General features: G+C 66.9%; 6 protein-coding genes and 5 pseudogenes. 6 read left to right on the top strand and 5 right to left on the bottom strand.

Features of this window, described 5'->3' with window-relative positions; genetic code table 11:
* Nucleotides 1–70: 70 nt before the first annotated feature.
* Nucleotides 71–472 (bottom strand): annotated as a pseudogene (locus FRANEAN1_RS16640) (pyrrolidone-carboxylate peptidase); the annotation flags it as partial.
* Nucleotides 473–509: 37 nt separating this feature from the next.
* On the opposite strand from FRANEAN1_RS16640, the pseudogene FRANEAN1_RS38955 reads away from it, so the two are divergent.
* Both FRANEAN1_RS38955 and FRANEAN1_RS16625 read left to right on the top strand, forming a co-directional pair.
* Nucleotides 510–1,486: pseudogene (locus tag FRANEAN1_RS38955) on the top strand (IS5 family transposase); the annotation flags it as partial.
* 161 nt (nucleotides 1,487–1,647) lie between these two features.
* The gene (locus FRANEAN1_RS16625) at nucleotides 1,648–3,036 is read left to right on the top strand and encodes an IS1380-like element ISFsp14 family transposase (RefSeq protein WP_020458361.1); all 1,389 of its coding nucleotides are present in this window, start codon (nucleotides 1,648–1,650) and stop codon (nucleotides 3,034–3,036) included.
* A 216-nt stretch (nucleotides 3,037–3,252) separates the two neighbouring features.
* Here the strand turns inward: FRANEAN1_RS16625 and FRANEAN1_RS16620 are convergent, their stop codons facing one another.
* The 3 genes from FRANEAN1_RS16620 to FRANEAN1_RS16610 all read right to left on the bottom strand — a co-directional run bounded on the left by FRANEAN1_RS16620 (nucleotide 3,253) and on the right by FRANEAN1_RS16610 (nucleotide 7,324).
* Nucleotides 3,253–4,863, bottom strand: coding sequence for a hypothetical protein (locus FRANEAN1_RS16620; protein WP_020460979.1), 1,611 nt, complete (start codon nucleotides 4,861–4,863; stop codon nucleotides 3,253–3,255).
* Between the two features lie 19 nt (nucleotides 4,864–4,882).
* Nucleotides 4,883–5,254: a hypothetical protein gene (locus FRANEAN1_RS16615; protein ID WP_198145530.1), complete on the bottom strand. Its 372-nt coding sequence runs from the start codon at nucleotides 5,252–5,254 to the stop codon at nucleotides 4,883–4,885.
* Between the two features lie 168 nt (nucleotides 5,255–5,422).
* Nucleotides 5,423–7,324 carry a hypothetical protein gene (locus FRANEAN1_RS16610; RefSeq protein ID WP_020460977.1) on the bottom strand — a complete coding sequence of 634 codons (1,902 nt, stop codon included), beginning with the start codon at nucleotides 7,322–7,324 and terminating at the stop codon, nucleotides 5,423–5,425.
* 2,218 nt (nucleotides 7,325–9,542) lie between these two features.
* On the opposite strand from FRANEAN1_RS16610, the pseudogene FRANEAN1_RS43515 reads away from it, so the two are divergent.
* Nucleotides 9,543–9,661, top strand: a pseudogene (locus FRANEAN1_RS43515) (IS6 family transposase); the annotation flags it as partial.
* Nucleotides 9,662–9,812: 151 nt separating this feature from the next.
* Nucleotides 9,813–10,322 (top strand): annotated as a pseudogene (locus FRANEAN1_RS16595) (helix-turn-helix domain-containing protein); the annotation flags it as partial.
* A gap of 164 nt (nucleotides 10,323–10,486) precedes the next feature.
* On the opposite strand, the gene FRANEAN1_RS16590 reads toward FRANEAN1_RS16595, so the two are convergent.
* Nucleotides 10,487–11,752, bottom strand: coding sequence for an IS4-like element ISFsp6 family transposase (locus FRANEAN1_RS16590; RefSeq protein ID WP_020460972.1), 1,266 nt, complete (start codon nucleotides 11,750–11,752; stop codon nucleotides 10,487–10,489).
* A 41-nt stretch (nucleotides 11,753–11,793) separates the two neighbouring features.
* Here FRANEAN1_RS16590 and FRANEAN1_RS41145 point away from each other — a divergent pair.
* Both FRANEAN1_RS41145 and FRANEAN1_RS42210 read left to right on the top strand, forming a co-directional pair.
* Nucleotides 11,794–11,958 (top strand): annotated as a pseudogene (locus FRANEAN1_RS41145) (IS256 family transposase); the annotation flags it as partial.
* A gap of 536 nt (nucleotides 11,959–12,494) precedes the next feature.
* On the top strand, nucleotides 12,495–13,130 hold the full coding sequence (locus FRANEAN1_RS42210) for an amidase domain-containing protein (protein WP_198145529.1): 636 nt from the start codon (nucleotides 12,495–12,497) through the stop codon (nucleotides 13,128–13,130).
* Nucleotides 13,131–13,155: the final 25 nt, after the last annotated feature.

Here is a 13,155-nt window from a genome sequence, read left to right as displayed (position 1 = left end):
ATCGAGGATGACCGCCGTGTGGCTGGTGACCAGGCGGGCCGGCGCGTCCGGCCAATGCGAGTGTGCCCGCTCAGATCTGCAGCCGGGAGTGGACGTGGGCGTGGACGTCGCTCGCGTGCTCCAGCGTTGCCGAGACGGCGACCCGGACTCCGGCGACCGACGTCGCCAGCGACATGCTCGGTGCGCCGAGATTGCTATCCAGTGCGGCCACCTCCGGGAGGTGGGGCATGTGGATCCATCCGACGCGGGGCGGGAGGTCATGGGTCGCGACGTATCGCAGCACGCCGTACATGAGGTGGTTGCACATCAACGTGCCGGGCGTGTCGGAGATGTCGGCAGGGATGCCGGCCTGGCGCATCGCCAGGACCATCGCGCGCAGCGGAAGGGTCGACCAGTACGCCACCGGACCGTTCGGATCAGTGAGGTCGTCCTCTAGGGCGCGTGTCGAGTTGTGATCTGTCTGCGGGATTCGCCCTCGTGGTGGGGTCTGATCCGGTAGATCGTCCTGCATGACACGGATGCAACTGACGGACGAGGAGTGGGCGTTCATCGAGCCTTACCTGCCGATCGGCGGGTTCGGCCCGTACCCGGCGCGGCTGCGGGCGCAGTTCGAGGGGGTGGTGTGGCGGTTTCGGACGGGTGGGCAGTGGCGGGAGATGCCGGCGGAGTTCGGTGCCTGGCCGACGGTCCACAACCGGTTCCGGCAGTGGCGGGACGCTGGTGTCTTCGAAGCCCTGCTGGAGGGCATGGTCGCCGAGGCCGCGAAGCGGGGTGAGGTGGACCTGTCCTTGGTCAGTGTGGACTCCACCACCGCCCAGGCCCACCACGATGCTGCCGGGATGCACCTGGGCCACGACGTCATCACCGCCTTGGAGAAAGCCGCTGTCGAGGAGGAGAAGGCCCGGGAAAAGGGGGCGACTCGGAGGGACAAGACGGGCAGAACGCCGGATGCGACCCCGAGCGGGAAGAGCGACGACGTATCCGGCGCCGGCACGGCCTGCGGCTGAAAGCTGCTCTGCTGGGACGGTCGAGGGGCGGGCAGACCAGCAAGGTCCACCTCGCCGCCGACCGCAGGTGCCGCCCGCTGGCGTTCGTCCTGACCGCGGGGCAGGCCGCGGACAGCCCGCAGTTCATCCCCGTGCTGGCGAAAGTACGGGTCCCCGGGCCCGTCGGCCGTCCCCGCACCCGACCCGACGCGGTCGCCGGGGACAAGGCGTACTCGTCCCGCGGCAACCGCGCCTACCTGCGGAAACGCGGTATCAAGGTGGTCATCCCGGAGAAGAAGGACCAGGCCGCCAACCGGAAGAAGAAGGGCAGCAGGGGCGGCCGGCCCGTCCGCCACGACGCCGTCCTCTACAAGGAGCGGAACACCGTCGAGCGTCTGATCAACAAGTTGAAGGCCTGGCGGGGAATCGCCACCCGCTACGACAAGACCCCGGGCAGCTACCTCGCCGGTCTCCACCTCCGCGCCTCGATGATCTGGATCAAGGAGTTCACCCGGACCCCCCTTTGCGATCTCTGGTCGCTAGCCTCCGGCTTTCACGGCGATGATCGTCTGTTGGGGTGTCGGAAATAGGAAAGTGCTCCTGAACTGGGAGGATCGGGCTTGTCTAGGACCTGATCCGTTCCAATCCAAGGAGCACCTTCATGGTGCAGAGTACCGGTGTTTACCCCTCTGTCCGCATCGACGCCGCCGGGCGGGGTGTCGTGTCGGCGGCGGGCAGCGTGCTGCTGACCGAGACGGTCCGCGTCAGCGGGCTGGGTCGGTTGCTGTCCGACGCGCTCGCGCCGTGGCGGTCACCGCTGGCGACCCATGACCCGGCGAAGGTACTGACCGATCTGGCCGTGGCGCTGGCGTTGGGCGGGGACTGCCTGGCCGACATCGCCCAGCTACGCGCGGAGCCGGAGTTGTTCGGGCTGGTGGCCTCGGACCCGACGGTGTCACGCACGATCGACCGGCTCGCCGGCGACGCCGAGAAGGTCCTGACGGCACTCGACCGGGCCCGCGCGGCAGCGCGGGGCCAGGTATGGGCGGCGGCCGGGGAACACGCCCCCGACCACACGGTGTCGGTGCACGACCCGCTGATCGTGGATCTCGACGCGACACTGGTCACCGCCCATTCCGAGAAACAAGACGCGGCGCCGACATTCAAACGCGGCTTCGGGTTCCACCCGTTGTGGGCGTTCATCGACCACGGCCAGGCCGGCACCGGGGAACCCGCGACGGTCCTGCTGCGCCCCGGTAACGCCGGGTCGAACACCGCCGCCGACCACATCACCGTCGCCACCGGCGCCCTCGCCCAGCTCCCGGCCCGGCTACGCCGCTCCCGCAAGGTACTGATCCGCGCCGACTCCGCCGGTGGGACCCACGCCTTCCTCGCCTGGGCGCACCAGCGCAGGCTGGCCTACTCGGTCGGGTTCACCCTGCCCGACAACGCCGCCCAGCTGATCGGCGAGATCCCCGCGAAGGCGTGGACACCGGCCTACGACGCCGACCGCCAGCCCCGGCCCGGCGCGTTCGTCGCCGAACTGTCCGGGCTGATGGACCTGACCGGCTGGCCACCGGGCATGCGTGTCCTCGTCCGCAAGGAACGCCCGCACCCCGGCGCGCAGCTGCGTGTCACCGACGTCGACGGCAACCGGATCACCGCGTTCGCGACCAACGCCGCCCGCGGGCAGCTCGCCGACCTCGAACTACGCCACCGCCGCCGGGCCCGCTGCGAGGACCGTATCCGAACCGCCAAGGACACCGGTCTGACCAACCTGCCGCTGCACGACTTCACCCAGAACCAGATCTGGTGCGCCCTTGTCGCACTCGCTCTCGATCTGATCGCCTGGACCCAGATGCTCGCCCTCGCCGGCCAGCCCGCGCGACGCTGGGAACCGAAACGGCTACGCCACCGCCTGTTCTGGCTCGCAGGCCGGCTCGCCCACCACGCCCGCCGCAGCACCCTGCACCTGCCCCCGCACCACCCCTGGGCCCCCCTCGCCCTCCAGGCGATCACCACACTGCGCGCACTGCCCGCCCCCGGATAGCCCGCGACCACAGACCTCCCACCCCACCGACCAGAAGGAACCCCACCCGGACGTGGACCGGGCGCCCACCCCGCGCGACAGCCGGGGCACTCCGCCACGGTCACACCCGGACCGAGCGGCAAAACTCAACATCAACAGAGTGGGAGGCCAGCCCGCGATCGCACCTGGCCAAGGCGCGAAAGATCTGGGCTAGGGTCTTCAGATTTGTGTCACGTTTCAGGCCGCGGGTGCGAGACGGGCGTGATCGATGTAGTTGTCGACGTGGTGGTCGAGGGTGCGCAGTGCGTGGCGGAGTTCGGGTGGGGCCTGGGGCTGGTCGGCGGTGAGCGGGACGAGGAGCCGGTTGTAGACCTTGGTGTAGAAGACCGCGATGCGGATGCCCTCGCCGGTGAGGGTGTAACGGTTGCTGTGTGGCAGGCGTCGGATGAGGCCGGCCAGGCGTAGCCGGCGTAGGTCGTAGGTCATCTGTCCGGGGCGGTAGTCGCTGCCGAGCAGCCCGGCGATCAGGACACGCAGGTTCTTGTTGGTGAAGCCGGTTGCGGCGAGCAGTGTCTGGCAGAGGGCTCCGGTCAGGGCCATGACCCGAGGGTCACCGAACCGCAGGGCGGGGGTCCGCTGTCCGTCGGGGTCGACGGTGGGGTGTGCGATCCGCCCAAAGGCTGGACTCGCGAGGACGCAGCCCTGGCCGACACGTTCGGCGTCCAGGATCCGGTGGTTGGCTGCGCGGGCTTTGGTCTGCAGTTCTTCGAGGTTGGGCAGGCGGGCGTTGCATCCCAGGTCTCGGGGGGCGTTGATGACGGTTTCGATGCGCATGGCCCGGCCGTCTTTGAGGTACTGCTTGATCCGGGAGTGCTTGTAGAACAGGTTGACCATGACACCGCCGTTGTCGCGGCGGTCGATCGCGGTCCGGAAGACGCCGCGGGTGTCTCGGCGGATGAGCCGGTTGAAGATGATTTCGACGTTGTGCGGTCTGCCGAGGTCGAGGTTGTCCGCGACCAGGGCCTCGAAGAAGCCGCGGGCGTGGCGGGGCGCGTCGAACACCATGGTGCGCGAGATCTCGATCTGGCGCATCGAGGTCTCCCACCAGTAGCCGGCGTCCCGGTCGGCGCTGGTGAACGGCAGCGGCAGCCGGGCGAGCCAGCGTTGGACGAACACGTTGATCGTGCCCGGTCCGAGCCGGTCGCAGATGTCCTGCAAGGCGCGCGGGTCGTCGGTGGCGGCGAACCCGTTGGACAGTTCACGGAAGCCGATCCCGGCCTGGGCCGCCTGCCTTTTCGCCCACTCGTGCCCGTTCAGCCAGATCTTGGCCGGGTAGGGAAAGTAGGTGCAGACCTTGACGAACGCCGGTCCGAAGTCGGCGTCCCACAGGTAGAAGTAGTAGACGCTGACCCGTCGGTCGGCTTTGGTGAACCGCCACTGGACGGCTCCGCTGGTCGTGTGGTGTTCGTAGGCGGTCCAGACCCGCTGGTACTCCTGGGCCACCCCGATCGCGGCGACGCCGGAGCGGCCGGTGGCGGCCTGGCGGTCCAGGTACGGACGCATCACCTCCAGCTTGCCGCCCACGTCGTCCTTACCGAAACGCACCCACGGGATACCGTTGGCCTCGGCGTAGGAGTTCACCGCCCGTCGGAACCGTTGCCCGATCTGGTTGAACAGCGCTGGCGACGGAAACGGATATCCCAGATGGCTGGACAGGAACGCCACCATCTGCCCTGATGTCTGGAGTATCGGCACATAGGCGTTGAGATAGATCCGGTCCAGGCACTGGATGTCCAGCGCCACATGTCCGTCGAGCACCTCGCTGACCGTCACCGTATGCGCACCCATCACCGGCCTCCTGACACGGCTACGGTCGTGAGGATGCTCCCACCAGCACCAGGAGCACCAACCCAACCACCCTGCTCGGCGGTCCGAGGCGAAGCCTCACTGCTACCCTGCCGCCGTTGTCGGCCACCCCGTAGCGGGCGGAGTCGTTGAGGTTCTGGGCGATGCGCTCGACAGTGATCATCGATCGTCCGCCATACTCGCCCAGCATCACGACAAGGTCTGGGGCGGTCCGGTCGATAGCGCCGGTGACAACGTCGATGCAGTCGAACCATCTGCTCGGTACGACCAGCCCGATGATCGCCGCATCGTTGATCTCCGTGCCGTCGAGCGCCTCGGCGACGCCCTGCGCAGGGTCGACCGGCGTTGTGCCGTAACGCTCGAAACCGGACACCAGCACCTTCGTCACTCGCCTCGCCCCCGTTCACGCCGGCCCAGCAGGTGATGTGGACGTAGCTAAGGCCGCATCCACATCCGCGCTGGCTGAGAGGAAATGCACGTACGGGACACGTCCGGCGGCGACACGCTCCACGAACGTTTGTATCCCCGCCGGGGGCGAGCTCTAGCCGCGGACGAGCTCTCCGCTGGTCCAACGCCAGGTGACGGTGACGTGGCCCGAGGGGCAGCAGTGCGGGTCGCCCTCGTTGAAGAATCCTTCCTCGACGACGACCGCCCCCGGTTTGACCTGGAAGTCGCGGATGTCCGTCGCGTACATCCCGGAGCCGTGGTGGGCGCCGTCGATGATTCCCAGGAGCCCGGGGCTGGTGGCCGGCGGCCGGCCGCCGAGGACGGCGAGTTCGTCGTACCGTGCCGCCCCATCGGGGTCGGGGCGACAGTGGATCCGCAGGACGGCGTCCTCGGCGCCGTCACCGTCGATGTCGGCGAACCGGGCGGGCAGCGCGGGCTCCAAGGTCCACGCGGCGCCGCTCTGATCGCGTACCGAGCCTGTTCCGTGCCGCACGGCCACCCGGCCGGTGGAACCGCAGACCCCCGCCGGGTAGCCGATGTTCGCGAGGTCAGTGTGCCGGAGGCCCTGGGACGAGGCGTCGGCGGACACGGTGATGCCGAAGCCGCGCCAGTACAGGGCGCTGTTGACCGCGCCCTGTAGGCCGGCCAGCGTGAGCTGGGCACCCTCGATCAGCCAGGCGGCGGTACCGACGAGGAAGGCGGCAAGGCTCCCGGTGAGCCCGTAGGCGATGGCCCACTGCTCGCGGAGGCATTCGGCGGCGAGCTTGGTGGCCGACCAGAACACCGTCCCGACGCCACTCGCGGTCGACACGTCCGCCTTCGCGATCTCGTTCATGCTGATCACGCACGCCTTGCTGGCCGAAAGCTTCTCGACGGCGCGCAGGGTCTTGGACGTCTCGACGGGTGGGGCGAACGGCAGCTTGCCGAAGGTCATGGTCAGGGTGTCGATGCCGAAGAGGAAGGCCGTGGCCAGGTAGGCGCCTGGATTGGGTCGGGTGTTGATCGTTCCCGACGCGCCGCGGGGGGCGCGGATCTCCACCGTCGTACCCGCCGGGAGCACCACGTTCCTGAAGCCGGCGGGTGCGGGTGCGAAGGCGCCGGCTACGGCCTGGACAACCATGTCCGTGATCTCGTCGCCACCCTCGGTCGGCCCGACCGACCAGCCGGCCGGGACCTCGGCCACGAGCGGGAACCCCCGGTTGTTGGCCAGACGCAGCAGCGGCGCGCCGTCCTGGCTGCCGGCGCACCAACGCAGCAGGTTGCCGTCCGTGGCCGTCACCCGCGCGCCGGCTGTCCCAGGATCCCCGGGGCAGGTCGGCGCGGGAACCCGGTCGGCCACGCCGATCACATGGTCCATCGCCGAGCTCGCGATCCCGTCCAGCGCCGTGACGCTCGGCCGAAGGCCAGCCCAGCGCGAGAGGTGGTCGGTAGTGGCGGTGACGGTTCGGCTTGGCGGGTCGTAGCCGCCGTTGACGGGGCTCCACGCCCGGCGCGACGCGTCCCAGTAGGCGAGCAGCGCCACATCGAGCGGACTGTGCGGCGGCGCGGAGGCGGAGGGCGCACCGGTGGCGGCCGGCGAGAGGGGCACGGGGAGTCGAATGGTCGCCTGGCCGGTCAGGGACGTGTCGTCAAGCGTGATGTCGTAGACCGGTCCGACGACGTCCGCCCTGTCCGGCGCGGGCGACGGCGCTGGCACGGACGCCGCGCGCAGTGTTCCGGAACGGTCGACGGCGCCGGCGGGCACCGTCACCTCAAGACCGGACGACAGGCGCAGCACGGTCGCGCGTGCCGGCTCCACGTTCACGTCGCCGCCGTCCTGGCCCGGCGGGTCCGGCGGCCGGTCATGCCCACCGCAGGCGACAAGAAGCAACGAGGTGGCGAGGGCGAGCGCCGTGACGACGCGGCAGGCGGAGCGGTTCAGGCGGACCCCGCGCCTTCGGCTGGCTCGGCCTTCGACCAGTGCGCCCGTCGGGAAACGTCGCCCGTCCTCACCCACGTGGCCCCCCGGCACGTTGACTTGGCCACAAAGCGTAGACGAACGCCGGACACGACCAAAGTGGGGCCTGCTTCAAGATCGACTCTGGTGTACATTCGGTGGTGACTCAACGTGAATAGCAGCCTGACGTCCGTTTCGCCCCGCATCACGAGGCTTGGGCGTCTCGCGCCGCAGATCGCCGGGCTTCGTGCCGACGCCGAGCTGCCCGATTAGACGGCCGACCGACACCCACCCACCGGCACTAACGCACGGTCACCACCGAATGTGCACCAGAGCCCTTCGCATGACACGCCCGGCGGGGGTGGCGAAGAAGATGTCCCGACGGGCTCGGGGTAGCAACCGGGACAGGGCTGCGAGGAGCACCCGATCCGCTGGTTCCAGCGTCGGACGTCGCACCTGTCATCGCAGGACGAGGAGCTCGATGTCCCGTGCAGTGTCTCCGCGGACCCGGAGCAGCATCAGTCCGAGAACGTTGCGTGCCAGGGCACAGAGCAGTAACCACACCCTGATCATCCAGCCTGCCCGACATGGGCCCTGCCCGGCAGGCAGACGCGCAGGTCACCGCCCAAATCGGGGTTCTGGAGCCCCACACGCCACATCAACACTGCTCTGGGACCAGACCACAGAGCGTGGAATTTATAAAGGGAGAAAAGCTATTTTAGGTAGCCGATTGATTACTAAGAGTGTCCGAGGGGGGACTGGACCCGTACGCCTATCCCCCGCAGGTTGACGAGCTGGCTCTTTGATCTCTGGTTTGGGGTCACAGATGCCCCTTCGGTGCAAGTACCTCGACGCCGACGACCCCCAGGGACGCCAGAAACAGATTGCGCACGGTCACGACAGCCGCTGGCGGTTCATCGTCACGGGCATCAGATCCCAGTGGAGTAAGTCCTGCGAACCCTCCCCGACCACGACTCGTCACCGCCAACTGACGATCATGAAGGTGGCCAACCGCGGGTCGGGGACAGTCCGACGCAAGGCCCCACCCGCATCAGCCATTCGATTACAAGACGAAACACCGCGTATCCGAGCATACCGGAACGTGCCGCGTCGTGCCGCAAAATCCGAGGTCAGGGCGTTTTCGGTGCCGGAACGTGCCGGCCGATGCCGCGCCGTGCCGGAGCATCCGCGCACACAATGCGCACACATGCCACCGGCAATGCCTCGACATAATAGTTGTATCAGTCGATAGCGACACAAAAGGTGCGTCGGTTACAATAGGTAATCGATCCCGGGCGAGGAAGCGTCTACCTGACCCCATCCGGCAACGGACACAGCGGGCAACCGGCGACCGCGTGCGGGCCGGGCCGACGGTTACTGGTTGCACTCTTCCGCGGCGTCCCCGGCGAAGGCGCGGGCTGCGGGTGCACGCGCGGCGGGGCAGGTGGCGTGCCCGCGCGTGCGTGAGGATGTCGGCGCGTACGACGTCGACGCATCACCCGGTCATGACCGATCGGCAGCTGCCAGACAGCAGACTCTGCGATGCAACAGAGCCCGTCCGCACGAATACCCACTACCTGGCGGTCGCGAAACACAACCAGACCCGGCTGTGGGCGTTCCTGAGGGTGTTCCCGTGGTCGCAGATCCGACCACGGACATCAGTGGTAGCGCCGATATGCGCTCTTGACTCGATCCAGTAGATCGGCGGGCGCATAGATATCTTTTGCGATGGGCCCGGCGGTGGCACGGAGAAAGGCCTCGATGTCCTCTGGTGTCGCGTCCAAATTCAAATCGGCGGACACCCCGCCTGTAGGGGTCGGAGTTCCCGGCCTCATGAGGAACCTAAATTCTCTAATCGATCGAGCTGTGAACAGACTTGTCCATCGATTCTTCAATTTTCCACCCGCGCCAGGTAGGGCCAGTACTTGGATTAGCCTGTCTACAGTAGCTAACTTCGATATGCACTATCAACTCTGCTGTCAGAATTAGGCGAGTCGAGAAACTAATAATTTTGTCGCCTCGGCAGGTGTGGGATTTCGGAACTCCGGCCACCCGTGCCGACCTGGGCTGATGCGGCGGAGCGGGCTGCCGGCATGATGGTCAGTGGTGTCCATCCGTCTACGCTATCTGCTCTTCGTGCGAGTGCGCGGGCACTGTTGCATCGGCAGAGCCCGTTGTCCCGCAGCTCCCGACCGGTCATGATCGAATGATGCGTAGACGTCGTGTCCGTCCACCGGTTCCGACATCGGAGTTCGCCGGGTTCCGGTTCCCACCCCAGATGATCATCCTGGCAGTCCGCTGGTACCTGCGGTACGCCCTGTCGTACCGCGACGTCGAGGAACTCTCCTCGCCGAACGCGGCCTCGAGGTTGATCACGTCACGGTCTACCGGTGGGTGCGCCGGTTCACCCCGCTGCTGATCGACGCGGCCCGGCCATGCCGGCACACACCGGGTGATCGTTGGTTCGTCGACGAAACGTATGTGAAGGTCGCCGGACGATGGACCTTGTGGGGCTCCAGAACCCCGGTTTGGATGGTGACCTGCACGTTTGCCTGCCGGACGGGGCCCACATCGGGCAGGCTGGATGGCCATGGTGTGGTCGCTGCTCTACGCCCTGACACGCAACGCTCTCGGCCTGATGCTGCTCCGGGTACGCGGGGACACTGCGAAGGACGTCGAGCTCCTCGTCCTGCGACATCAGGTGGCGGTGTTACGATGGCAGGTGAACCGTCCGACGCTGGAACCGAAGGATCGGGTGATCCTCACGGCGCTTTCCCGGCTGCTACCCCGAGCCCGCTGGGACGTCTTCTTCGTCACCCCGGCCACCGTGTTGCGCTGGCACCGTGACCTCCTCGCCAGGAAATGGACCTATCCGCGGAAGTCGCCCGGACGGCCACCGGTCCGCCGGGAGATCCGCGATCTGGTCCTGCGCCTCGCACGGGAGAACCCGACCTGGGGCCACCGCAGGATCCAGGGCGAGCTCGTCGGGCTGGGTTACACGGTCGGGGTCGCCACCGTCTGGCGGATCCTGCACCGCGCCGGTGTCGACCCCGCACCCAATACCAGGAACTTTAGGTTCGGATCAGGATTGTGGCGACCGTGGGTGGCAGTCCCGTGAGGTGCTTGTCGATCGGCTTCTTGGCGGGGAACGGGGTGCGCTTGGTCCGCCGGACGACCCGGGGATTGGAGCGGAGGCGTTTCGGGAGGACGTGTTCGGCGATCTCAGTGGTCACCGCGGCCAGGATCCGGGCCGTCCGGCGGAGGGGGGAAAATCGCCCGGCGCACAACCTGGCGGCGGACGATCGTCACGGTGTGGGTGAAGGAGAGCCGGTCGGGGTCGATCCCTTCGACCAGCGCGGTGTCGTGGATCAGTTTCCGTAACGCCCGGTGCAGCAGCAGGACGCCCCAGACCTCCTGCTCGACCCGGTCGGGGGCCCGGGACCGCAGCACCAGCCGGCCGTCCTGCTGGTGGACCTTGATTTCGTCGAGGAGGGTCTCGACTTCCCACCGGTCGCTGTAGAGCGCGGCCAGGTCGGTGGCGGGCGCGGCGTCGGGATCGAGGATTGTGGTGACCAGCCGGTAGGTCTCCTTCTTGCCCGCGGGCAGGGGGCTGTCGGGGTCGCGGTCGAGGGTGTACTCGACGACCCGTACCGTGATTTTCCGGCCTTTGTCTCGGGTGCCGGGTTCGACGAGGTGGGACAGGTAAGAGCCGTCGGCGAGCTCGGTGTCGATGGGCAGGCGCCGGTCGGACTTGGCCCGCCACAGCAGGTCCGCGCCGGTCGCGGCGGCCTTGGCGAACAACTCGAAGCCGAGGAAGTTCCGGTCGGCCAGCACCAGCATGCCCGGGCGCAACGCGCCGAGCAGGTCGGGGAACAGGGCCTGCTCGCTGGCAGCCTTGGACCCCCCGGTCCCGCCGAACCCGGCGCCCAGCAGCGCCCGGGTGCCGCACTCGACCAGCCCGAGCACCCGGACCTGCGGCAACGCGCCCTCGCCCTGGTCGTTGCCGGGCTTACCGAACGCGGCGGCGTTCTCGTCGGTGTCCGGGACCAGCAGCGTCGTCCCGTCGACCGTGCACACCCGCCAGCCCCGGTAGAACGCCCCCACCGTCCGCCGGGGCAGGGCCATCGGCACCGCCGTGCGCTCGAACAGCAGCTTCACCGGCTCCACCCCGAGCCGGTCCCGCGCCTTCGTGATCGCCGTGGTCGCGGGCACCTTCACCGGGCCGGCCTTGTCCGACAGCCAGTCGTCGGCGACCTTCACCTGCCGCATCACCTCGTCGTAGCCGTCCGACGGGAACAACGCCAACGCCACCACATACCGCAGGGTCAACGCCGCCGGCAGGTCCCGCGTCCGCCGCTCACGCCGCCCGGTCTCAGCGACCACCCGGTCGACCAGCGCGTCCGGGAACTGCGCCGCCAGCACCCCCAACCCGACCCGGTCCACCAACCGGTCCTCGGGCTTCTCCTTGACCTGACCGCGTCTCGGCACCCACCGAACCTACACGATCAGATGCTAAGTTCCTGGTATTGGCCGCCGGGCTGGCCATGGCGTTCAAACTCATCGAGGCCGCCCAGGCCCGCTGGCGGGCGGTCAACGCACCCCACCTCGTCGCCCTTGTCCGCGCCGGCGCCGTCTTCGAAGCAGGCCAGCTCGTCGAACGACCCACCACCACACCCGTCAACCAAGCAGCCTAACGATCAACGTCCACAAGTCTTGACTATTTCTCGAAGACCCCTGATCAACATAACTCCACACCTTAAAGATCAGCCACTGTCACCTTAAGTGACGATTCATCGTATCGACATCCGTCGACGCGATCAGCTCGGCAGCGTCCTGCGCGAGTATAAATATGCCCCCCAACCTGCCCGGACGTGCGCTTCTGCAGATACAACGTCTCGAAAGTGCTTGGCGGTACGCGCTTGTGGCTAATCGCGAGTCGCAACTCTATGTCACAGAGAGCCGTCCGTGTCGTTCAGATCCGACTAGGACTCGATCGACTGTGTCCGGACTAGGCAAGACCGCCACCTTGCGTGCGGACATAGAGTGCGCTAATGTTCCAAACGCTGGCAGTGAGCTTGCAAGCTTAAAGCACGCCCTTGGGTCAAGGATCGGTCGCGTCCGGACTGGAAGTCTTCGGTCATCGATTGCAGTATGTGTATGCGATGGCTATTCGTTAATTGCACTTGAGCTGGGCTCATGTGCGTATGTGCGAAAAGGGGGAAAGCTGACCATGTCATGGCGAAGAAATATCCTTCGCGGCGCCGCGATAGGCGTCGGTGGATCGGTCGCGGCCGTCGCGACACCTGCTCTTGCGTACAACGGTCAAGCCGCAGCAGATTATGCCGGCCAATATGCCATAAATGACAATATCGCGTGGGTTCATTTTCAAAATGATTGCACGAATTTTGTATCGCAGGCACTGTATGCCGGCGGTTTTCCAATGACTGGTTATGGTGGCAGTAGTGGCAATAATGTGTGGTGGGGCGATCTCGCCTATACGCCGCACGCTGGCAACGGCCGATCCATCTCGTGGAGCTCATCGGATGATCTCCGTGTGTATCTCGACTCGCATAATGGTGGGACCGCTTCCCAGGGGGCGGGTACGCAGAACAAAATTCCGTACACACCTGGCAATATCGTCACAGGCGACGTAGTTTTCTACAATTGGGATAATGCCATGAATCCACAACTATATGATCACGTGGCGATTCAAGTGGGTCAAGGCACCGATCCCGATCCCGAATCAGGTTGGATCGGAAACTTGGTCGATACGCACACCACCAATCGCGGGAAAGCGATTTGGCATCTCTGGCCGTATAACCCGAGGGCATCGACGACGGTCACAAAAGAGTACCACATTAACTAGCATCCAGGGTTGATACGGCGGACAG

This window comes from Parafrankia sp. EAN1pec, assembly GCF_000018005.1.
In the GTDB taxonomy this organism is placed as follows: Bacteria; Actinomycetota; Actinomycetes; order Frankiales; family Frankiaceae; genus Parafrankia; species Parafrankia soli.
The sequence above is the reverse complement of the archived record's forward strand: the minus strand, read 5'-3'. Positions and strand labels throughout refer to the sequence as shown.